This is a genomic window from Streptomyces sp. CA-251247 (assembly GCF_050952975.1).
GTDB lineage: Bacteria > Actinomycetota > Actinomycetes > Streptomycetales > Streptomycetaceae > Streptomyces > Streptomyces achmelvichensis.
Map to the genome: position 1 here is coordinate 6,631,957 of NZ_CP191861.1, position 19,498 is coordinate 6,651,454.

Consider the following 19,498-nt stretch of genomic DNA (forward strand, 5'->3'; position numbering starts at 1 on the left):
CCGGACTGCTCCTTCTCGTGTGGTTCCCGCTGATCAGCGGGGCGGCCGAGGCGCGCTACCGGTCCGCCACCGGGCTCCCCGCGGACGTGTTCCTCGCCCGCTGGCTCCTGATCACCGCCGTCCTCTTCGGCGGCTCGGCGCTGCTCCTGGTGCTGCGGCTGTGGCTGCGCAGGGAGACGAAGCACCGTCCGCCGGCCGTCCACTGACCGGTCTGCTCCCAGCCCCGTGCGTACCGGAGCAGCGCGCGAGTGCCGAGCCGCGCCCAGGGAAAGAGGGCGTCGGTTCCGTCGGTGCCGCCGAGGCCGACGACCTGCACCCGGGCGCGTTCGTCGACGTCCACGGGGACGGTCTCGGCGATCAGCAGGCCACCGGGGCGCAGGAGTCCGGCCAGCCGGTCCAGCAGGGTGACCGGGTCGCCGCCGATGCCGACGTTGCCGTCCATGAGCAGGGCGGTGCCCCAGCGGCCCTCGCCGGGCAGCGGCTCGAAGACCGAGCGCCGCAGCGCCTGACCACCGAGCCGCACGGTGTGTTCGACGGCCGCCTCGCTGACATCGATACCGAGGACGGCCCGCCCCCGGGCGGCGAGTTCGGCCACCAGCCGCCCGGGCCCGCACCCCACGTCGAGCACGGTCTCCTCGCACCGGTCCAGCACGCTCCGGTCGACGGCATCGGCGCGGGCGCACCAGCGTTCCACCTCCAGGGGCAGCAGCGAGCCGTCGGCGCGGCGCAGGAACAGCGGACCGTGACCGGCGCGCAGGGCGGCGGCGTAGGGGTCGGCGGTCGCCCAGGGGAGGGCGGTGGCGGGAGGCGTGCTCATCGGGGTGTGGCCGGTCGCGAGGCCGGCTTCGCTGCCGTGACCGCCGTGCACCGGGCCAGCCGGGCCGCGAAGCGGCCGTGCGGGGCCAGTGCGGCGACGGCGTGCGCGTCGGCGGCGGTGTCGACGTCGCGCAGGCGCGGCAGGTCGCGCACCCGCAGCCCGGCGGCGACGAGCCGGTCCCGTTGGACCGCACCCGTCCCGGCGGTCGACATCGGCACGCCCCGCAGCAGGGCGGGATCGGGGTGCGCCAGCCCGAGCGCCCAGAAGCCGCCGTCCTCGGCCGGGCCGAAGAAGGCGTCGTAGGCAGCGAAATCGACGGTGAGCAACTCGGGCGTCACCTGCGGGGTGTCCATACCGATGAGCAGGGCGGGCCCGTCGCAGTGCGCGAAGGCGTCCGCCAGCCGCTCATCGAGCCCGCCCGCGCACTGCGGTACGACGTCGAAGCCGGACGGCAGCCAGGGGCCGGGGGCGCCGTCGAGGACGAGGACGCGCCGGGAGGCGGGGGTGGCCGCCACGGCATGCAGGGTGTCGGCGAGGGCCGCCTCGGCCAGCTCCGCCGCCTCGTGCGGCGTGAACGGCGGAGTCAGCCGGGTCTTGACCCGGCCCGGCCGCGGCTCCTTGGCGATGACGAGGAGCGTGGTCAACGGACGGTTCCTCCTGGGTGTGCGGTGCCTGCCGGGTACGCGGGGGTCTCGCCGAGCACGCGTCTCATGTCCCGTACGGCCTGCCAGGTCCCGCGCCAGGTGCCGGTCACCTTCGACGCTCCGGTGCGCGGCAGGTACGGCACGTCGTGCTCGGCGATCCGCCAGCCGGCGTCGGCCGCGCGGACGACCATCTGGAGCGGATAGCCGCTGCGCCGGTCGGTGAGGCCGAGGGCGAGCAGCGGCTCCCGGCGGGCGGCGCGCAACGGACCGAGGTCGTGCAGGCGCAGCCCGGTGCGGCGGCGCAGTATCCGGGCGAGCGCGAGGTTTCCTGCCCGGGCGTGTGCGGGCCAGGCACCCCGGCCCTGCGGACGCCGCCGGCCGAGCACCAGGTCCGCCCCGCCGTCGCGCACTTCGCGGACGAAGGGGACGAGGAGCGAAGGGTCGAGGGAGGCGTCGCAGTCGCAGAAGCACACCACGTCGGCGGTGGCGGCGGTCAGCCCGGTGTGGCAGGCGGCGCCGAAGCCCCGGCGTGGCTCGGGCACGACGGTGGCGCCGTACGCGCGGGCGATCGCGGCCGAGCCGTCGGTGGAACCGTTGTCGACGACGATGGCACGCCAGCCCGGCGGAATCCGTTCGAGAACCCAGGGAAGGGCCTCGGCCTCGTTCAGGCAGGGCAGCACCACATCGACGTCCGAAGGTGTCGTGGTCACGGTCTCACCCTACGAACGCGAACCGGGCATACCGGACTTCTACTCCTTACGAAACGCGGACGTCGGAGGCCGGCATGCTCCTCACCGGCGGCACAGTGCCAGGCTGGGGGCATGCAGCAACAGCCGTACGAGTCCCCAGGGGCGCACGCCACCGACAGGTCCCTCCGGGTCCTGGTCGTCGACGACGATCCGACCGTCGCCGAGGTCGTCGCCGGGTATCTGGACCGCGCCGGTTACCTCGTCGACCGCGCCGACGACGGTCCGACGGCCCTCGCCCGCGCCGCCTCGCACCGCCCGGATCTGGTGGTGCTCGACCTGATGCTGCCCGGCATGGACGGTCTGGAGGTCTGCCGGCGGATCCGCGACCGCGCCCCCGTGCCGGTCATCATGCTCACCGCCCGCGGTGACGAGGACGATCGCATCCTGGGCCTTGAGGTCGGCGCCGACGACTACGTCACCAAGCCCTTCAGTCCCCGTGAACTGGTGCTGCGCGTCGAGTCGGTGCTGCGCCGCAGCGGGCCCGCCGCCGGACACCGGCTGGGGGCAGCCGGTCTGACCCTCGATCCCGCGGCCCGCAGGGCCACCCGGAACGGCGCTGAACTCGCCCTCACCCTGCGGGAGTTCGACCTGCTCTGCTTCTTCCTGCGCAACCCGGGGCGGGCCTTCAGCCGCGAGGACCTGATGCGCGAGGTGTGGGGCTGGGACTTCGGCGACCTGTCGACCGTCACGGTCCACATCCGCCGGCTGCGCGGCAAGGTCGAGACCGACCAGGCCCGGCCCCGGCTGATCCAGACCGTGTGGGGCGTGGGCTACCGCTTCGATCCCGCCGCAGAGGAGAACTGACCGTGCGCGACACCCTGCTCATCGCCCTGTACGCCTTCGCCGGTGCCGCCGCCACCGGTCTGGCCGGAGCGGGCCTCCTGCGCCTGATCCGGCGCCGCTCGCTCACCGCTTCGCTCGCCGTGGTCGCTGCGGTCGGCGTCGTCGCGATGCTCGCGGGCACGCTCGCCGTGGCCTGGGCGATGTTCCTGTCGCCGCACGACCTGACCGTCGTCACGACCGTCGTCGCGATGGCGGCCGTCGTCTCCCTGGCAACCGCCCTGTTGCTGGGTCGCTGGGTCGTCGCGCGCAGCCGCGAACTCGCCGTGGCAGCACGCTCGTTCGGTGACGGAGGGGACTTCGCCGCCCCCGACGGCCCGGCGACCGCCGAGCTGGAGTTCCTGAGCCGCGAACTCGCGGCCACCAGCGCCCGGCTCGCCCAGTCCCGTGAGCGCGAACGCGCCCTGGAGGCCTCCCGGCGCGAGCTCGTCGCCTGGATCTCGCACGACCTGCGCACCCCGCTGGCCGGCCTGCGCGCCATGTCGGAAGCCCTGGAGGACGGCGTCGCCGCCGATCCCGACCGCTATCTGAAGCAGATGCGCACCGAGGTCGAACGCCTCAACGACATGGTCGGCGACCTCTTCGAACTCTCCCGCATCCAGGCCGGCACCCTGCCCCTGATGCCCACCCGGATCTCCCTCTACGACCTGGTCGGCGACGCGCTGGCGGGAGTCGACCCCCTCGCCCGGCAGCACGGCGTGCGGCTGGTCGGCGGCCGCATCGAGCCGGTACCGGTGGAGGTGGACGGCAAGGAGATGAGCCGGGTGCTGGGCAACCTGCTGGTCAACGCCATCCGCCGGACCCCGGCCGACGGCACGGTCGCGGTAACGGTGGAACGTTCCCCCGAGGGCGTGGTGCTGTCGGTGTCGGACGGCTGCGGCGGCATCCCCGAGGAGGACCTGCCGCGCGTCTTCGACACCGGCTGGCGCGGCACCCACGCCCGGACGCCCCCGGCCGGCGCGGGGCTGGGCCTCGCCATCGTGCGGGGAATCGTTGAAGCGCATCAGGGCCGGGCCGGCGTACGCAACATTCCCGGCGGCTGCCGCTTCGAGGTGGTGCTGCCCGCCGCCGTTTCCTGACGCGGGCACCACCACCGGGCGCTATGCCTGCTGCATCCCGGCCCGTGCGAACTCCGTCATGCCTTCCTCGAATCCGACCTCCGGCTGCCATCCCAGCTCGTCCCGCAGCCGCGAGGAGTCCGCGGTGATGTGCCGTACGTCCCCGAGCCGGTACTCGCCGGTGACGACCGGCTCGGGTCCGCCGTACGCGGCGGCCAGCGCCCGCGCCATCTCGCCGACGGTGTGCGGGTCACCGCTGCCGGTGTTGTACACGGTGAGCACCCCGCGGGCGGCCTCCGCCTCCAACGCCACCCGGTTGGCCGCCGCCACGTCCCGGACATGCACGAAGTCCCGCCGCTGCCCCCCGTCCTCGAACACACGCGGTGCCTCGCCCCGGGCGAGCGCCGAGCGGAAGAAGGAGGCGACACCGGCGTACGGGGTGTCGCGGGGCATCCCCGGCCCGTACACGTTGTGGTAGCGCAACGACACCGCCGACCCGTCGGTACAGCGGGCCCAGACGGCGGCCAGATGCTCCTGGGCGAGCTTGGTCGTCGCGTACACGTTCCGCGGATCGGCCGGGGCGTCCTCCCCGACCAGCCCGGGGGAGAGGCCCTCCCCGCACACCGGGCACGTGGGCTCGAACCGCCCCGCGTCGAGATCGGCGACGTCACGAGGCCCGGGCCGTACGACTCCGTGCAGCGGGCACGCGTACCGCCCCTCGCCGTACACGACCATCGACCCGGCGAGCACGAGCCGCCGGACACCGGCCTCGGCCATGGCGGCGAGCAGCACGGCGGTGCCGAGATCGTTGCGCGAGACGTACTCGGCGGCGTCGGCAACCCCGTTGCCGAGCCCGACCATCGCGGCCTGATGACACACGGCATCCACCCCACCGAGCGCCCGCCCGACGGCCACCGGATCCCGCACGTCTGCTGCGGGATCGACTTTGACGTCGAACACCACGGGCTCGTGCCCGCGCTCCCGGAGGGCAGCGACGACATGGGACCCGATGAACCCGGCACCGCCGGTGACCAGTACACGCATATGGCCACGCTAGCGCCGCGGGGGTGGCGCACCGGGGTGCGGCGGCGGTACGTCATGACTCCGTAAGACGGCGCCGGACCGCCCATTACCTCCCGCGTAATCAGAGGGAGGGAACAGGCAGTTGGAGAGTGCCGCTACGGCGATGACCGCTGGGCGTCACCGTCCGTTGTCGTCCAAGACGGACCAGCATGTGTCGCCCCCTCTGGCTCCCCTTCTGGCTCCCGCACTGAGGCCACCGGGCGTGCTCACCAGGCGGGAAGACGCTTCTCTCCGTCTGATGTCCGGCAACGGCCGCTGGCCTCAGGACACGTTAACGGGCCCGAAGTTGAAGGTGCTGCCGAGTGTCTACTCAGCAAACTCCGGTTCCGCTATGGTGAAGGGATCATTACACGGAGTAGCTGGGGAGCTGCTGCGGGCAGGGGGGGCATGTCACAGGACAGAGCGCGCCGCCGAGGGCCGAATTTCAACCTCGGGGCCGAACAAGCTGAAGCTGACAAGCAGCTGTTGCGTTCGGCATTCTATGAATCAGACGACTACATCACCATCTCCGATAAAGATGACCCTCACTGTTTTGTGATTGCCAGAACCGGAACCGGGAAATCTGCTGCGCTTCAGCAGCTAGAGGAGGAATTCCCGGATCACGTAGTGCGGATCATTCCGGAAGATTTGTCCCTGCAATACATCACAAATCTCAGCGTGATGCGCTACTTGGATAGCTTGGAAGTGAGCCTGGATCCGCTATTTATTGCTCTCTGGAAGCATGTCCTGCTGGTTGAGCTAATTCGCCACAGGTACAAGGTGAATTCACCTACCGCGAAAGCCAATTTTCTCAGCGCCCTGAGGGAGAAGATTAGACGAGATCCCGGAAAGCGTGCCGCGCTCGATTATCTAGAGGAATTCCAGGACCGATTTTGGGTCGAAGCGGATCAGCGCGTCAAGGAGATCACTGAGAAGTTTGAAGAGAAGATAAATAAAGAGGCGAAAGGGAAGATCGGCCTGCCTGGACAGATTGACGCGACACTAGGCGCTTCTTCGGGGGATACCTTCTCCTCGGAGGTGAGGACGGAACTGGCTGATAGATTTCAGAGAATCGTCAACGAAACCCAGATGGCCAGACTCAATAAAATGATGAAGGTCCTCGATGAGGATATTCTTGAGAGTCGCCAAAACTTCACATTCGTTGTGATCGATGACTTGGACCGCGACTGGGTTGATGAGAAACTGGCGAACGGCTTGATCAGGTGCCTATTTCGCGCAGTCCTAGACCTCCAGCGCGTAACCAATCTCAAAGTGATCGTCGCTCTCCGCACAAACATTTTTGAGCATCTAGATTTTGGCCATAGATCTGGTGGCCAAGAAGAGAAATTCAGGTCGATGGCGCTCAGGATGCGGTGGACCGCGGGCGAGTTGGAAGAGCTTGTGACTGAGCGTCTGCGCGTGGCGGCCACCAAGCACGGAACTAGCGCCCACTCCATTTACGACATCCTGCCCCGCAGCAATCGCACACGAGGGGACGCTTTGGAGTACATGCTCAAGCGAACCCTAATGAGGCCGCGAGACATAATCGCCTTTCTTAATGAAGCGCTATCGATTTCCACGAGTACTCGACTAACTTGGGACGATATTCGCAACGCGGAAGAGTCGTACTCGCATAAGCGGTTGCTTGCGTTGCGCGATGAATGGAAGACTTCCTTTCCTGAAATCGACAAGGTCTTCTACCTATTCGAAGGCGTCACGCTGCCCTTGCCTCGCGCTGACTTCACTAGAATCCTCGATGACGCAATCACTCTGACGGGTGACCCGGGATTTCGTGGAGCGGATTGGGTGCATGGCCTCACTGCGAAGATGTGGTCCCATCCAGATGGGAGCTGGTCGGACTGGTACGGTCCATTGGTCTGCCTGCTGTACGACATCGGGTTTATTGGCTGCATGACTGGCATTCGCACAGAATTTCGCTACGCCCAAGACTTCCCGGATTTTGCGCATAGGACTAGAAACCTCGAAGCGATTACGGACTTTAATATTCACCCTGCTTTTCAGATGGGGTTGGATACGCGCATCGATAATTTCACTCGCTGAAGGTTGTGCCATAACTGGTGTGCCCACACGGACGTTGACGTTGAGTGGGCAGTCGGTACTGTGATGCCTTCGTCGGCGATGCATGAGCACATGCCGGCGCGCCCTGGGCGGGGGCAACTGTCTAGTGCCAGAAGTTCCATGACTTGCGGCAATTTTGGTGAAATCGGACGGGCTACGCTACTCAGATGACAGACCCCAGCGAAGCCAAGAAAGACTCGACCCGCATTGCCGTCGAGTTCCTGATGCTGTGGATGGAGGCGGATCGACTTGCCGCCGCTACACATATCACCGACGTGCTCCAAGATCGCGAACTCCCTGAAGTGATGCATGTCGTCGCGGGTCTACTCAACCTGAACATGTTCCTGGCGTTCGAACTGGCCAAGGCCAGCGGTGCCGAGGACTACGTCGCATGGACAGGTGAGTACCTGCGCGCCCTATCCCCGCGGCTACCTGATGCTGACTAGTTTCACTAGTCAAGGATCGATGGCACGCGTTCGGGATCCGCTGGCACAGGGAATCTGGCCCGGAGGAGCGTGACGAGCGGGCATGTCGCACGTCAAGGACTGCGTGCGAAGTTATTCAGGGAGCCCGCTTCGCGGTTGCACGGCGGGTGGCCCGCTGGGTAGCCATCTTGGCCCGTTGCGCAGGCTGGACATACAGGACGAGCACCGCTTCGTGGATCAGCTCGGCGATGTCCGCGATTTCCTCATCGTCGTAGGCGAGGGCATCGTGTGCTGCGTCGTTCCCGACGAATCGGGCCTCGTGGAAAGCGTCCACGACATCTTGAGGTACGCCCATCCCGGACAGGGCGAGAATGCGCTGGTTGAGGTTGCTGCCTGCTGCTCCCTGGTACTTGACGATCTGCTCCACTGTGGCGCGGTAGCCGATGCCAGCGAGGCGGAGGGCCCCAGCAGCTTCGGCGAGCGCCGCTTCGGCGAAAACCTCCCGAACGATGTCAGGGGCTTCCGGTGCAAGTTCGCGGGGGGTCTGCTTGGGCCAGACTCGTTCGAGCGAGATCGTCCTGTACTCCTCTCGAAGCCCCCCGGTGGTCTGCCTGTTACCGATCTCAACCCGTCGGATGAATGCGCAGTCGTTATTGCACCAGTCGCAGGTGAGTTGCAGGAGAAAGCGAACCGTCTGCTTCTCTCCGACCTTGACTCCGGTGCCGTCGAGCTTGGAATGGAGTTTGGTCTGGAGTGTCGTGTGGCGCATGCAGTTCGCGCACTCGCCAGCGATTGACCTTCTATTGAGTTCAGGGTCAAAGCCGTCCAGGTTGGTGAACACGGGAGGACGGTAGCTCACACGATGTTTCGGCACGCGGCGTTTTCAGGTACTGGTGGGGCGCCGAGGGTGGGGACCTCGTCGGGACACCGCGAGCGACCCCCTGGGGTGCGCTCCCTCGTCGTGGGAAGCTTGAGGCGGCGGGTGTTACGCAGCGAGATCATCGAATGGGAGGTTAGGTGTCGCAGGTCAGTCCGCGAGGTACGTACTTGCAGGTCTCTGAGGCTCTGCGTCAGAAGATCAAGAAGGGCGAGATCACCGAAGCGCTACCGTCTCAGGCGAAGCTCATCGGTACGTATGGCGTGAGCCGCAGCACCATTGAGCGGGCACTCAGTGTGCTCAAGAGCGAAGGTGCGATCGAGTCCGTGCAGGGGGCTGGGTGGTACGTGGCGGGGACTGGTGACCGGCGTCCGTTGGTCGAGAGGGTGACTGACCTCCTGCGGGCTGATGAGGTCAAGGTCGGTGACCGGTTCCCTACCGAGCAAGAGCTGTGCGATCGATTCGGCGTGTCGCGGACCGCGGTCCGTTCCGCCATCGCGCAGATGGAGGGACAGGGACTCATCGCAAGAGGGACGACGCGAGGGCGGGAAGTCCGTGCGTTGCCCGCCGGGCAGGGGGATCGGACGGGATGACGACGACCGAACGCATCGTGTTCGACGCCGCAGCGGCAGAGGACATCCTGCGGAGGGCATGCGCTCTCGCCGATGTGGATCCGGACGGTATCGAGATGCTGCGGTTCGGAGATCACGCAGTGTTCCGCATTGATAGTGGTCGCATTGTTTCCCGTGTCGGTCGCAGCGCTGACCGGCTGCCGTCCGTCCGTAGAGAGGTAGCCGTGGCGATGTGGCTCGCAGCCGGGAAGTACCCGGCCGCGAGACTCGTCACGGAGGCGGAACAGCCCGTTGTGATCGACGGCCACCCCGTGACCTTCTGGGAAGGGCTGGCTGACGGGGACACCTACGCCAGTACGCGCGAGATGGGTGAACTACTGCGGCAGCTCCACGAACTAGAGCCACCGCCCTTTTCCCTGCCGCCGCTCCACCCCTTTGACAAGGTGGAACAGCGCCTAGAGCTGGCAGTGATCCCGTCTGGAACACGCGAATATCTAGCCACCCTGGCAGAGGAGTTGGCGGCTGAGTACGACCGACTGCGGTTCGTCCTTCCGGCTGGCCCACTGCACGGAGACTTCAACATCGGCAACGTCCTGCGCGACGCTGCGGGACATCCCAAAGTCATCGATCTGGATGGCTTCGTGACCGGCCCACGGGAGTGGGACCTCATGCAGACGGCCATGTACTACGACAGCTTCGGCTGGCATACGAAGGCCGAGTACGTCGACTTTGCAGACGGCTACGGCTTTGACGTTCGAGAGTGGTCCGGGTATGAGGTGCTGCGCAGCGTCCGCGAGCTGCTGATGGTCACGTGGCTCTCGCAGAACGCTGGCACGAATTCACGCGCGGCCGACGAAGTGGAGAAGCGGGTAGACACACTGCGCTCAGGCGGCTCGCGCCGCGACTGGGCACCGTTCTAGGGCTGGACCCCGACCTGTTGCCAGAGGCGGAAGCCGCGGGCCTGTTCTATGAAGTCGCGGAACTCCCCGGCCCGCTTCATGCCGTCGGTGATGCGCCCCTGGAACTCGTGCACATACTGCACGCAGCGTGCCGACTTCAGGCCCTCTCCGAGCTGCAACGCGCTCAGGGCGATGTCGAACCCTCGGCTGGCCTCGCCCTGGTTGATGTACGCCTCTGCCTGCACCATCGTCGCGAAGAAGTCGCTGCGGTTGTTGAGACCATCGCCAAATATGGAGCCCGCGCCCCGTTCCGTGGCCTGCGCGGAGCGCCCCAGATCGCGGAAGCAGTGCCCGAACTCGGCTGCCAATTCCACTTCGTCGAAGTACGCGATGTAGGCCGGATCGCTGTCCGTGGTGCGCTGGCTGAGCTGACGTTCCGCCTCGGACAGGGCGAGGTCGCAGCCTCGCGCGTCGCCCAAGCGCGCCAGTGCCCGCGCCTCCATCGCGCGGAACTGCGCTGCGAGTGTCGGCGTGAGCCTCGCGGCCGGACCAGTGAGCGCGGCACGAGCCAGGGTCGCAGCCTCGCGGTATCGCCCTACGAAGGTGGCCTGGTGGCTCATTGCGGAGAGGATGCACCCGCCTAGCAGCCTGTCGCCAGCCGCATGCGTCATGCGCAGGGCCTGAATGAAGTAGCGCTGTGCGATGCCGTGCAGGCCACTGTCGTACGACATCCATCCTGTGAGCAAGAGCGCTTCGGCTACTGCCGAATGGAGCTGCTTGCCCACGGCATCGGAGTGCCTTCCGTCGAGCATGGGTCGCACATCGGTGTGCAGGTACTGGATGAGCGCGCGTCGTGCGTGGCCCCCGCCGAACTTGCCGTCGAGCATGCTGAACGCGTCGGCAGTCGAGCGCACCATGTCGACGTCCACGGCCCCAACGGACCGGCCGCCAGAGCGCGTGAGCTCGCCGTCCGGCGGTGAGACGAGCCAACGCACGGACGTCTCGTTCCATGCGGCGGAGTCTGGGAGCGCTCGAATCAGCAGCTCGGATTCCGCGAGATCGGCGCGCCAAAGGTCGGCCACAGTGGTGGTGACCGACTCGGGGCGGTCTGCGAAATCGAGGCCCAAGTCAGGCTGTATGGCGGAGACAGCCGCGTCACCCATCCCGATGTCGTCAATGGTGAGTTGGCGTCCCAGCTTCCGCCCGACGGCGTCAGCGATGAACCGAGGCATGTCGCCCCGCGGGATGGAGCCCTTGAGCCAGCGGCTGACGTAGGTGTGATCACAGGTGACGTCCTGACCTGAGCGGCCGGCAGCGACGACCACGGCGCGAGCGAGCGCCTTGTGCGAGAAGCCGCCTTGCTCCATGAGCGCCGTCAATCTGGCGTTCCCGTCTGCCATTGATCCCCCATGGAGCGGCCGAAGTCACAGCTTGACGCACTGTCACTCTACGCAGGCCAGGCAAGGGGTGCAGAGGGTTTGCACGTCGGAGTGCACGAGTACACCCCCAAGTACACGCTCCTGAAGTCCCCTCCCTTTGGCAATAGTTGAGTCACCGCCGCAAGGCAGAGCGACGGTTCCGAGTTCAAAAAAGCCGAGTGCTTGACGACGCGGAATCGATCTGCCAACGTGAGTGGTAGGTAATACATGCCACGCTTCGGGCGGGCGGCTTGCCGGCTCGGGATCGCTCGCCACGACGGGAGCCCCTTGCTGGTCGTTCCTTGAGAACTCAACAGCGTGACGAGGTCACCGCCTCCTCAGAAAAGGCGGCCGGCGCGGCTCATGTCCGCGCACAAACCTGATGGCCGCTAGGCCGAACAAGACGTCGACGGCGCGCGGCCCCGGTGCTGGAACACCGGGGCCGCTGTTTGGGCCGTTCCACTGTGAGAGGAGTACGACCCATGAAGAACATCGTTGCTGGTCATGTGGCTGTTACCGCCACAGAGTTCGTTGAGCTCGCGCTCGGAACCCCGTTGGATCTGTGGCTCGGTGTGGTGGGTGAGAGCGAGATGGAACGGGCCGCCCGCCTCGATGCCGCGCGGGACATCCTCGCCGCCTACCCGGAGCTCCCGGACACAGTGAGCCGGGTCGCTGCCGAGGCCATCGAGACGTACGCCCCGGAGCTGTTCAACATCACCCCGCTGCCTCGCCGGACCAGTCGGCGTTGGCCGCGCGGCGGCAAGGCGGTGGCGGCATGACCAAGTCGACGTCTGCGCGGACGGAAGTGCCGCCGTTGACCCGCCCGGAACTGGGGCTGGCCGCTCTGGGTGCGCTTTCTGCGGCCGGGGTCGGGGCGCTGGGCTTGGTTGCTTCGTTTGATGCCGTGTCGGTCGCTGCCGCACGGTGGGGTTTCGTCTCGCCGTGGATGCTGCCGGTCGGCATTGATGTGGCGATTCCGGTGTTCACCGTCGCCAACTTGCTGTTGATCCGGATGGATATGGCGCTGGCCTGGGTGCGGTTCGTGCCGTGGGCGCTGACGCTGATCACGTGCGGGCTGAACGTCGCGGCCGGGCAGGGCATGTGGGCGAAGGTGGCTCACGGGACGATGCCGCTGCTGTGGGTGGTGTTCTCCGAGATCGGCGCCCACGTCTACGCCGTCCGCATTGGTGCGGCGACCGGCCGGCGCATGGACAAGATTCGCTTTGGTCGGTGGCTGCTGGCCTTCCCCTCCACGTTCGCCCTGTGGCGTCGGATGACGTTGTGGGAGGTCACCTCCTACGCGGTGGCGTTGGAGCGGGAGAAGGAACGGCAGTTGGCTCGCGCGGAGCTGCGCGAGATTTACGGGCGTCGCTGGCGCAAGCGCACACCGCAGCGCACCCGCGTGCTGCTCAGGCTGGGCGAACTGGGTCCCGCGCCTGCACCGGCTGCACCGTCTGACCCTGAGCCGGGCCGTGCTGCCGAGGGCGAGCCGAAGGCCAAGCCCAGCCCCGGACGACGTAGCAGGACCAAGGGCAAAGCCGGATCGCGGACGCCTGCCGACCTGCTGATTGCAGCGCGTGAGGCTACGGCCGATTGGTCGGATGCTGAGCTGACCGCGGACCGCATCCGAACCACGGTGCGGGTGTCTGCAGCGAACGCGCGGATGCTGCGTGACGCGCTCAAGTCGGAGCGCGCCACCGGCGGTGGCCGGCAGGAGCTTGAGCCGGTGGCCGCCTGATGGCTCCGGCGAGTTGCTACGACCCGAACGGCACCACGTACGGGATACCGACCTTCCCGTGGCGGTTCGCGCCGGACGGCTACGCCACTCGCCGTCAGCTCCGGGCCCGCGGCTTACGGCCTGGCGGGCAGCAGGTCGTCGCGCAGGTGATGCGTCGCAGTCGGCGCCGGAAGTCGGGCGCGTTGGCCGCCTTCCTGTACCGGGTCGACCGGGCCAAGCCGGTGCGGCCGATGACGCCTGCGAAGTGGGCCGCGCTCGACCGGGCGATGACGGCACGCCGTACCTGCCCCGCCTGCCGGATGGATGCCGGATACGTCATTCCCGCATCGCTCGGCACGTGCGTCCCGTGCGCCTATCCCGAGGAACAGCGCGCCGCATGACTTCGTACGACACCAACCAAGTGGGGCCCGGACGCATGCCGTCCAAAGCGCCGTCCGGGCCCCTTCCAACCCTGGTTCCAGGGAGGGACGTTCAGTGAATCACGACGATGAGAACGATCTGATCCGCCGACTCGAAGCCGCTATGGCGGCCGACTTCGGCCCCGACTTCGGTGCGGACGTAGTCGACCTGGACCGGGCGCGGTCGGCTCGCAGCGAGTCGGCCGACCCGGTCGGCCACCATGCACCCGACTCCGAGCCCGAGCAGTGGGCCGACTGGAGTGAGGGGGAGTCGGCTCTCATGGTCGACGGCCCCGCGCCGTCCGGTCCGAGCCTGATGGACAGGGTCCGTGGCGCTAGGCGGCGCGAGGTGATCCCCGCGTGGGCGCGCTCCAAGCCTGAGTTCCTGGATGCGCTGGGCTGGCTGGCCGGGCACGCCTGGCACACCACCGCGTTCCACGCGGTCCGCCTGCCCTGGTACAGCCTCCGCCTGACGTTCCAGGCCCCGGCGGGGGCGGCACGGTTCATCGGCGGTGCACTGCGCTGGGTGGCGGATACGGAGGGCGATCCGCTGCGGCAGGTCGCTGCCCGGCGCGAGGACGTCGAGCAGTACCTGAAGCTGTCCCGGCAGCGTGACAACCGGGTGAAGCTGCGCGGCATCCTCATGGTCCTCGGACTCGTCCTCGGTCCGGTCGTCGCGCTGCTGCTGTACGTGCTGGCCCCGACTTGGCTGACGGTGCTGGCGGTTGCGGTGCTCACGGCCGGGCTCGGTTTCCTGGGTGCCCCGTCCGACAAGCCGGTCATTACTCGCGCTGTGGTGACGAGCGAGGTGGAGCGGCTGACGTCCGGCATCGTGGAACGCGCACTGGGTGCGCTCGGCATTGCTGAGATCAACAAGGCGCTCGGCAAGGGCGGGGAGGGCATCAAGTTCCCCGCGCCGATTACGCGGGACGGGCCCGGGTGGCGGGCGGATGTGGACTTGCCCTACGGCGTGACGGTGCCGGACATCCTGGACCGGCGCGAGAAGCTTGCGTCCGGTCTGCGCCGCCCGTTGGGTTGTGTGTGGCCGGAGCCGGTTCCGGATGAGCATGCCGGCCGGATGGTGCTGTGGGTGGGGGACCGGGCGCTGAACAAGGTGCCGCTCGCAACGTGGCCGCTGGCGAAGTCCGGGACGGCTTCGCTGTTCAAGCCGCTGCCGTTCGGTACCGATCAGCGGGGCCGGAACGTCGACCTGACGTTGATGTACGACAACGTCCTCATCGGGGCGATGCCGGGCATGGGCAAGACGTTCTCCCTGCGTACCCCGCTGCTGGCTGCGGCCTTGGACGTGCTCTCTGAGCTGCTGGTGTGGGAGTTGAAGGGCACCGGCGACCTGGATCCGCTGAAGAGGGTGGCCGCCGACTACGGCTCCGGACCGGACGACGAGACGTGCGCGGCCACGCTCGATTCGATCCGCTACGTCCACAAGGACCTGGAGCGCCGCGCCAAGGTCATCAGCAGCCTGCCGAAGGACAAGTGCCCGGAGAACAAGGTAACTCCGGAGCTGGCGGCGAACCGGTCGCTGGGTCTGCATCCGCTGGTGCTGGCCATCGACGAGTGCCAGGAGCTGTTCTCCCACGAGAAGTTCGGCAAGGAAGCCGGGGCGCTGTGCACGGCGATCATCAAGCGCGGCCGTGCGCTTGGCGTCATGCTGCTGCTGGCCACCCAGCGCCCGGACAAGGAATCGCTGCCCCCGGCGATCAGCGCGAACGTCGGTACCCGGTTCTGCCTGCGGGTGATGGGTCAGATCGAGAACGACATGATCCTGGGCACGTCGACCTACAAGAACGGCATCCGCGCAACGTCGTTCACCAAGTCCGACAAGGGCATCGGGTACCTGGTCGGCGCTGCGGATGACCCGCAAATCGTGCGTGGCTACTACCTGGACAACCCGGCCGCCGAAGTGATCTGCGAGCGCGCCCGCAAGGCCCGCATCGACGCCGGCACGCTGCGCGGCATTGCCGCCGGGCAGCAGCCGGAGCGGCGGGATGCGGCCGACCCGCTGCTTGACGACATCCTCGCCGTTGTTCCGGCGGATGAGGCCAAGCCGTGGAACGACGTCACGGTGGACCGGCTCGCCGAGCTGCGGCCGGAGCGGTACAGCGCATGGGGCGAGATGGCGCCCGCTGACAAGGCACGCCAACTCACCACCGCGCTCAAGCCGTACGGCGTCGCCACCGGGCAGGTGGCCCGGCGGATCAAGGGCAAGACCGTCAACCGGACCGGCTTCGAACGGGCCCACATCGCCACCGCGATTTCGGAGCGTGACCGAAAGCGGGATGCGGGCTGACCGTCCACCCGCCTCTAGCGCTAGGGGGATGGCCCTCTAGCGCTAGAGGGCCCGCTAGCGGTCCCCGCCCTATCTGATCAGGCCGCTAGCCGATAGCGGCCCACCTGCGAAAACCCCTGAACACCGCCTGGAAGGGCCCGTCATGCCCCCTGCCCTGCTCGCTATCACGCTCCTGCTCGTAGTCACATTGTGTTACGTCGCTGTGTGTGCGGGCTCGCCGTTCGGCGACTGCCGCAAGTGCCACGGCTTCGGCTTCGCGACCACCACGGACCGCAAGGGACGGCCCAAGCGCGGCAAGACCTGCCGCCGCTGCAAGGGCCACGGCAAACGCATACGCATCGGCCGCCACCTGTTCAACGTCGCCGCCCGCACCTACCGCGCCGGCACCCGCCCCTGACCCGAAAGGAGGTCCGGCCATGGCCGTGACCGTCTCGCTCGTCGCCCTGTACGGACTGGTCCTGTTCTTCCTGCTGCGCTCCAAGACCCTCGGCTACGGCTCCGCGTTCGTCGCCGTGATGTTCGGCTTCTTCCTCGCCTCCACCGGCGCCGCCGGTCCCGTCAACGAACTCACCACCGCCGTCATCGCTGCCGTCAGCGACCTCTAGAAGGGAGCCCCCTCCATGACCGATCGGATCACGCTCATGGCCGCGGGTGAATTGCGCACTGCGCTCGAAGCCCAGGCCCGCGGCGACCTCCCGACAGCCGCCGCCGCGCTCATGAGCATCGACCCCGCCTCCTGGCAGGCGATCGAGCACCGCCTCAACACCCTCGGTGGCACGCTCCCCGCGCTGCTGACCACCGCAAGGGGTGAAGCGGGATGAACAGTGAACTGATCACCGCCACAGTGCTGTTCGGCCCGGCCGCAATCGTCGGCCCGGTGTGCCTCATCGGGCACCGAATCACCCGCAGGCACGACGAGACCGTGGCGTCCGTCGTCGCTGGCTTCCGGCCCACCGAGACCACCGAGCCGGAGCCCCCGCCGAAGGGCCGCATCAAGGCCCCGCGCCAGACGGCGCCCGCGCCTGTGGCCACGGTCATCGACTTCGCCGCCCGACGCCGCGACGCGGCCTAACTACGCCCGGGGCGGCCCCCTCTCACGCCAATGACACGGGGCCGCCCCGGCCAACCAGCCCACTACAGACCTGTTGGAGGTCTCCAGCATGACGCATCACCCCCCATCGGCGCCGCTCACGGCCGCGCTGACTGCCGCTGAACGCGGCTGGCACGTCATCCCGCTCCGCCCGCACGACAAGCGCCCCGCCCTGCACGGGGAGACGGTGTGCCCCGGCATCGGGGACTGCGCGGGCGGCCACCGCAAGTGGGAAGACCGGGCCACCATCGACCCCGACCGCATCCGACGCGCCTGGGCCTCCCTCCCGTTCAACGTCGGCATCGCCACCGGCCCCTCCGGGCTCCTGGTCGTCGATCTCGACATGCCCAAGCGCAAGAGCAAAAGCTGTAGTGCGGACACGCCTTCCGGCGTGACGACCTTTAGGGCGCTCTGCGAGCGCGCCGGGCAGGCTCTGCCCACCACGCACACGGTGCGGACTGCGAGCGGGGGAGTGCACCTGTACTTCACCGCCCCCGCCGGGGCCCGCCTCGCGAACACCGCGGGCAGGCTCGGCAAGCTCATCGACACCCGTGCCTGGGGCGGCTACGTCGTTGCCGCAGGGAGCATCACCCCCACCGGCCCCTACACCCCGGTCAATCCCGCCCCGCCCGCTCCACTCCCGGATTGGCTGCACAGCCTTCTGACGCCCCGTCGACCCTCGCGGGGACTGATGGCTGTCCCCGCATCGTCTCGGGCCTCTCGCTACGCCGCAGCCGCGCTCAGGGCGGAAACAGCGACCGTGCGGGACGCGCCGCAGGGCGAGCGCAACGCGGCGTTACTCGCGGGGGCGCGGGCTCTAGGGCGGTTCATCGCGTGGGGCGACCTCCCGCGCGATGTGGTCGAGGAGGCTCTTTGGGGAGCGGGCGAGGCTGCCGGGCTCTCCTCCCGCCGCTGCCGCGCGACCGTGCGTGACGGACTGAACTGGTCCATTGCCCACAACCCGCAGCGGAGGACGGCATGAGCGCCCCGCATCCTCCCCGCCCAAAGAGCCTCGCCTCAGCCGCAACCGGCCCGCGCGCCGCCGAACAGGCCGTAGCTCCACAGGGTGTCGGCGCGCCGAAGGTCGTCGCCGAAGGCGTCCCTTCTGCAGTTCTCCCGGACCCGCACCAGCCGGACGGGCGGTATCCGGTCGCGTGGCTGCACATCAGCGCGCCCCGCGCCGCGGTGCCCACCGCCACGTCGAAGTGCACGTGCGGCTGGGACCGCAGCGCGATCGGCCGGAACAAGGTGCGCCACCTCATCGACCTGCACACCACCCACCGCGACACATGCCCGCTCCGCACCCCGCAGGAAGGAAGGCAGGCAGCATGAGCATCAATCGGCCGGCACCATCGACGGACGGCTCCGCGCTGCTCGATGAAGTGGAAGCCTTCCACCGCCGCTTCAACGTCTTCCCCCTCGAAGCGGCCTACGTCGCCGTCACGCTGTGGGATGCGCACGCGCACCTGCTCGACTGCTTCGACGCCACCCCGCGCATCGCGTTCCTCTCGCCCGAACCGGGCTCGGGCAAGTCCCGGGCACTGGAGATCGTCGAAACGCTCGTACCGAAACCGCTCGTCGCGGCCAACGCATCCGCCTCGGTGCTGTTCCGCGCGGTGTCCACACTCGAGACCCGCCCCACGGTCCTCTTCGACGAGATTGACACCGTCTTCGGCCCCAAAGCCGGGGACAACGAACCGCTCCGCGGATTCCTCAACGCAGGCCACCGCCGCGGCGTGGGCATGTGGCGGTGCGTCGGCGACGGCGCGAATCAGCAGGTGCAGGAATTCCCCTCCTACTGCGCCGTCGCCATGGCCGGGCTCGGCTCCCTCCCCGACACGATCCTGACCCGCTCGGTCATCATCCGCATGCGCCGCCGCGCCAGGAACGAGCACGTGGAGCCCTACCGGCAGCGCATCCACGAGAAGGAAGGCAACGCGCTGCGTGACCGCCTCGCCAACTGGGCCCAGACCGTGAGCCACCTGGTGGACGGAGTCTTCCCGGAGCTCCCGCCGGAAGTCACCGACCGGCCCGCCGACGTATGGGAACCGCTGATTGCTATGGCGGATGCGGCTGGCGGCCACTGGCCAACCCGGGCCCGTGCGGCATGTGTCGAGCTGGTCAACGCGGCGAAGGAAGGCGACAAGGGCAGCATCGGTATCCGGCTGCTCACCGATCTGCGGGACTACGTCTTCAACGGCATCGACCGCCTGCCCACCGTCGCCGTCCTCGACCGCCTCCATAGCCTCGACGAGGCGCCGTGGGCGGACATGAGCGGCAAGCCGCTCGATGCACGGGGGCTCTCGCGGATGCTGCGCGAGTACATGACCGCGGACAACAAGCCCATCGCCGCGAGGAACATCAAGACCGGCGGCAGCGTGATGAAGGGCTACTACGCGTCCGATCTGAACGACGCGTGGGCGCGGTACTGCCCCCCTACCCCTGAGAGTCCGCTACTTCCGCTACCTCCGCTACCGCGCAGGTCAGAGGCCTGAAAAGGGTAGCGGATAGCCGAAATCTATCC

At 68.0% G+C, this 19,498-nt stretch carries 23 protein-coding genes; 17 read left to right on the plus strand and 6 right to left on the minus strand.

Annotated elements, in window-relative coordinates:
• Positions 1–55: 55 nt before the first annotated feature.
• Genes ACQPWZ_RS29500 through ACQPWZ_RS29510 form a run of 3 tightly spaced genes read right to left on the minus strand, consistent with a single transcriptional unit; the run spans position 56 to position 2,171 of the window.
• A complete protein-coding gene (locus ACQPWZ_RS29500; protein ID WP_433572821.1) occupies positions 56–817 on the minus strand; it encodes a class I SAM-dependent methyltransferase in 762 nt (253 codons plus the stop codon).
• A complete protein-coding gene (locus ACQPWZ_RS29505; protein WP_433572822.1) occupies positions 814–1,461 on the minus strand; it encodes a TIGR04282 family arsenosugar biosynthesis glycosyltransferase in 648 nt (215 codons plus the stop codon). Before ACQPWZ_RS29505 ends, ACQPWZ_RS29500 begins: the two co-directional genes overlap by 4 nt.
• Positions 1,458–2,171 carry a glycosyltransferase family 2 protein gene (locus ACQPWZ_RS29510; RefSeq protein WP_433572823.1) on the minus strand — a complete coding sequence of 238 codons (714 nt, stop codon included), beginning with the start codon at positions 2,169–2,171 and terminating at the stop codon, positions 1,458–1,460. Before ACQPWZ_RS29510 ends, ACQPWZ_RS29505 begins: the two co-directional genes overlap by 4 nt.
• Positions 2,172–2,282: 111 nt before the next feature.
• On the opposite strand from ACQPWZ_RS29510, the gene ACQPWZ_RS29515 reads away from it, so the two are divergent.
• Together ACQPWZ_RS29515 and ACQPWZ_RS29520 are read left to right on the plus strand one after the other, a co-directional pair.
• Entirely contained in the window at positions 2,283–3,014 is a 732-nt protein-coding gene (locus ACQPWZ_RS29515) for a response regulator transcription factor (RefSeq protein ID WP_433572824.1), read from the plus strand.
• A 2-nt stretch (positions 3,015–3,016) separates the two neighbouring features.
• Positions 3,017–4,129 carry a sensor histidine kinase gene (locus ACQPWZ_RS29520; protein ID WP_433572825.1) on the plus strand — a complete coding sequence of 371 codons (1,113 nt, stop codon included), beginning with the start codon at positions 3,017–3,019 and terminating at the stop codon, positions 4,127–4,129.
• A gap of 21 nt (positions 4,130–4,150) precedes the next feature.
• On the opposite strand, the gene ACQPWZ_RS29525 is transcribed toward ACQPWZ_RS29520, so the two are convergent.
• Positions 4,151–5,152, minus strand: coding sequence for an NAD-dependent epimerase/dehydratase family protein (locus ACQPWZ_RS29525; RefSeq protein ID WP_433572826.1), 1,002 nt, complete (start codon positions 5,150–5,152; stop codon positions 4,151–4,153).
• Positions 5,153–5,578: 426 nt separating this feature from the next.
• Between ACQPWZ_RS29525 and ACQPWZ_RS29530 the strand changes: the two genes are divergently transcribed.
• Positions 5,579–7,231: a P-loop ATPase, Sll1717 family gene (locus ACQPWZ_RS29530; RefSeq protein WP_433572827.1), complete on the plus strand. Its 1,653-nt coding sequence runs from the start codon at positions 5,579–5,581 to the stop codon at positions 7,229–7,231.
• A 185-nt stretch (positions 7,232–7,416) separates the two neighbouring features.
• A complete protein-coding gene (locus ACQPWZ_RS29535) occupies positions 7,417–7,695 on the plus strand; it encodes a hypothetical protein (protein ID WP_433572828.1) in 279 nt (92 codons plus the stop codon).
• Positions 7,696–7,810: 115 nt separating this feature from the next.
• Here the strand turns inward: ACQPWZ_RS29535 and ACQPWZ_RS29540 are convergent, their stop codons facing one another.
• Positions 7,811–8,515 (minus strand): DUF4145 domain-containing protein, encoded by a 705-nt coding sequence (locus ACQPWZ_RS29540; RefSeq protein ID WP_433572829.1) that lies wholly within the window; start codon positions 8,513–8,515, stop codon positions 7,811–7,813.
• A 176-nt stretch (positions 8,516–8,691) separates the two neighbouring features.
• Between ACQPWZ_RS29540 and ACQPWZ_RS29545 the strand changes: the two genes are divergently transcribed.
• Complete coding sequence (locus ACQPWZ_RS29545) at positions 8,692–9,144, plus strand: GntR family transcriptional regulator (RefSeq protein ID WP_433572830.1); 453 nt, start codon at positions 8,692–8,694, stop codon at positions 9,142–9,144.
• Complete coding sequence (locus tag ACQPWZ_RS29550) at positions 9,141–10,043, plus strand: phosphotransferase enzyme family protein (RefSeq protein ID WP_433572831.1); 903 nt, start codon at positions 9,141–9,143, stop codon at positions 10,041–10,043. Before ACQPWZ_RS29545 ends, ACQPWZ_RS29550 begins: the two co-directional genes overlap by 4 nt.
• Here ACQPWZ_RS29550 and ACQPWZ_RS29555 read toward each other — a convergent pair.
• A complete protein-coding gene (locus ACQPWZ_RS29555; protein ID WP_433572832.1) occupies positions 10,040–11,422 on the minus strand; it encodes a hypothetical protein in 1,383 nt (460 codons plus the stop codon). The two genes, ACQPWZ_RS29550 and ACQPWZ_RS29555, sit on opposite strands and share 4 nt — an antisense overlap.
• Before the next feature lie 500 nt (positions 11,423–11,922).
• On the opposite strand from ACQPWZ_RS29555, the gene ACQPWZ_RS29560 reads away from it, so the two are divergent.
• The 11 genes from ACQPWZ_RS29560 to ACQPWZ_RS29610 all read left to right on the plus strand — a co-directional run bounded on the left by ACQPWZ_RS29560 (position 11,923) and on the right by ACQPWZ_RS29610 (position 19,469).
• On the plus strand, positions 11,923–12,219 hold the full coding sequence (locus tag ACQPWZ_RS29560; RefSeq protein ID WP_433572833.1) for a hypothetical protein: 297 nt from the start codon (positions 11,923–11,925) through the stop codon (positions 12,217–12,219).
• On the plus strand, positions 12,216–13,178 hold the full coding sequence (locus tag ACQPWZ_RS29565; RefSeq protein ID WP_433572834.1) for a DUF2637 domain-containing protein: 963 nt from the start codon (positions 12,216–12,218) through the stop codon (positions 13,176–13,178). Before ACQPWZ_RS29560 ends, ACQPWZ_RS29565 begins: the two co-directional genes overlap by 4 nt.
• Positions 13,178–13,558, plus strand: a complete 381-nt coding sequence (locus ACQPWZ_RS29570) for an RRQRL motif-containing zinc-binding protein (protein WP_433572835.1) — start codon at positions 13,178–13,180, stop codon at positions 13,556–13,558. The genes ACQPWZ_RS29565 and ACQPWZ_RS29570 overlap by 1 nt, the downstream gene beginning before the upstream one ends.
• 94 nt (positions 13,559–13,652) lie before the next feature.
• Positions 13,653–15,884 (plus strand): cell division protein FtsK, encoded by a 2,232-nt coding sequence (locus ACQPWZ_RS29575; protein WP_433572836.1) that lies wholly within the window; start codon positions 13,653–13,655, stop codon positions 15,882–15,884.
• Between the two features lie 142 nt (positions 15,885–16,026).
• Positions 16,027–16,281, plus strand: coding sequence for a hypothetical protein (locus ACQPWZ_RS29580; RefSeq protein ID WP_433572837.1), 255 nt, complete (start codon positions 16,027–16,029; stop codon positions 16,279–16,281).
• 19 nt (positions 16,282–16,300) lie between these two features.
• Positions 16,301–16,489: a hypothetical protein gene (locus ACQPWZ_RS29585; RefSeq protein WP_433572838.1), complete on the plus strand. Its 189-nt coding sequence runs from the start codon at positions 16,301–16,303 to the stop codon at positions 16,487–16,489.
• A gap of 15 nt (positions 16,490–16,504) precedes the next feature.
• Entirely contained in the window at positions 16,505–16,705 is a 201-nt protein-coding gene (locus tag ACQPWZ_RS29590) for a hypothetical protein (RefSeq protein ID WP_433572839.1), read from the plus strand.
• Entirely contained in the window at positions 16,702–16,956 is a 255-nt protein-coding gene (locus ACQPWZ_RS29595) for a hypothetical protein (RefSeq protein ID WP_433572840.1), read from the plus strand. The genes ACQPWZ_RS29590 and ACQPWZ_RS29595 overlap by 4 nt, the downstream gene beginning before the upstream one ends.
• Positions 16,957–17,044: 88 nt before the next feature.
• Positions 17,045–17,956, plus strand: coding sequence for a bifunctional DNA primase/polymerase (locus tag ACQPWZ_RS29600; protein WP_433572841.1), 912 nt, complete (start codon positions 17,045–17,047; stop codon positions 17,954–17,956).
• Positions 17,953–18,306 carry a hypothetical protein gene (locus ACQPWZ_RS29605; protein WP_433572842.1) on the plus strand — a complete coding sequence of 118 codons (354 nt, stop codon included), beginning with the start codon at positions 17,953–17,955 and terminating at the stop codon, positions 18,304–18,306. The genes ACQPWZ_RS29600 and ACQPWZ_RS29605 overlap by 4 nt, the downstream gene beginning before the upstream one ends.
• Positions 18,303–19,469, plus strand: a complete 1,167-nt coding sequence (locus ACQPWZ_RS29610; protein ID WP_433572843.1) for a DUF3631 domain-containing protein — start codon at positions 18,303–18,305, stop codon at positions 19,467–19,469. Before ACQPWZ_RS29605 ends, ACQPWZ_RS29610 begins: the two co-directional genes overlap by 4 nt.
• Positions 19,470–19,498 lie beyond the last annotated feature (29 nt).

Coding starts and splice junctions, on each gene's coding strand:
- ACQPWZ_RS29500 (WP_433572821.1), bottom strand. CDS start 817: ATGAGCACGCCTCCCGCCACCGCCCTCCCCTGGGCGACCGCCGACCCC.
- ACQPWZ_RS29515 (WP_433572824.1), top strand. CDS start 2,283: ATGCAGCAACAGCCGTACGAGTCCCCAGGGGCGCACGCCACCGACAGG.
- ACQPWZ_RS29525 (WP_433572826.1), bottom strand. CDS start 5,152: ATGCGTGTACTGGTCACCGGCGGTGCCGGGTTCATCGGGTCCCATGTC.
- ACQPWZ_RS29530 (WP_433572827.1), top strand. CDS start 5,579: ATGTCACAGGACAGAGCGCGCCGCCGAGGGCCGAATTTCAACCTCGGG.
- ACQPWZ_RS29535 (WP_433572828.1), top strand. CDS start 7,417: ATGACAGACCCCAGCGAAGCCAAGAAAGACTCGACCCGCATTGCCGTC.
- ACQPWZ_RS29550 (WP_433572831.1), top strand. CDS start 9,141: ATGACGACGACCGAACGCATCGTGTTCGACGCCGCAGCGGCAGAGGAC.
- ACQPWZ_RS29555 (WP_433572832.1), bottom strand. CDS start 11,422: ATGGCAGACGGGAACGCCAGATTGACGGCGCTCATGGAGCAAGGCGGC.
- ACQPWZ_RS29560 (WP_433572833.1), top strand. CDS start 11,923: ATGAAGAACATCGTTGCTGGTCATGTGGCTGTTACCGCCACAGAGTTC.
- ACQPWZ_RS29565 (WP_433572834.1), top strand. CDS start 12,216: ATGACCAAGTCGACGTCTGCGCGGACGGAAGTGCCGCCGTTGACCCGC.
- ACQPWZ_RS29570 (WP_433572835.1), top strand. CDS start 13,178: ATGGCTCCGGCGAGTTGCTACGACCCGAACGGCACCACGTACGGGATA.
- ACQPWZ_RS29580 (WP_433572837.1), top strand. CDS start 16,027: ATGCCCCCTGCCCTGCTCGCTATCACGCTCCTGCTCGTAGTCACATTG.
- ACQPWZ_RS29585 (WP_433572838.1), top strand. CDS start 16,301: ATGGCCGTGACCGTCTCGCTCGTCGCCCTGTACGGACTGGTCCTGTTC.
- ACQPWZ_RS29590 (WP_433572839.1), top strand. CDS start 16,505: ATGACCGATCGGATCACGCTCATGGCCGCGGGTGAATTGCGCACTGCG.
- ACQPWZ_RS29595 (WP_433572840.1), top strand. CDS start 16,702: ATGAACAGTGAACTGATCACCGCCACAGTGCTGTTCGGCCCGGCCGCA.
- ACQPWZ_RS29600 (WP_433572841.1), top strand. CDS start 17,045: ATGACGCATCACCCCCCATCGGCGCCGCTCACGGCCGCGCTGACTGCC.
- ACQPWZ_RS29605 (WP_433572842.1), top strand. CDS start 17,953: ATGAGCGCCCCGCATCCTCCCCGCCCAAAGAGCCTCGCCTCAGCCGCA.
- ACQPWZ_RS29610 (WP_433572843.1), top strand. CDS start 18,303: ATGAGCATCAATCGGCCGGCACCATCGACGGACGGCTCCGCGCTGCTC.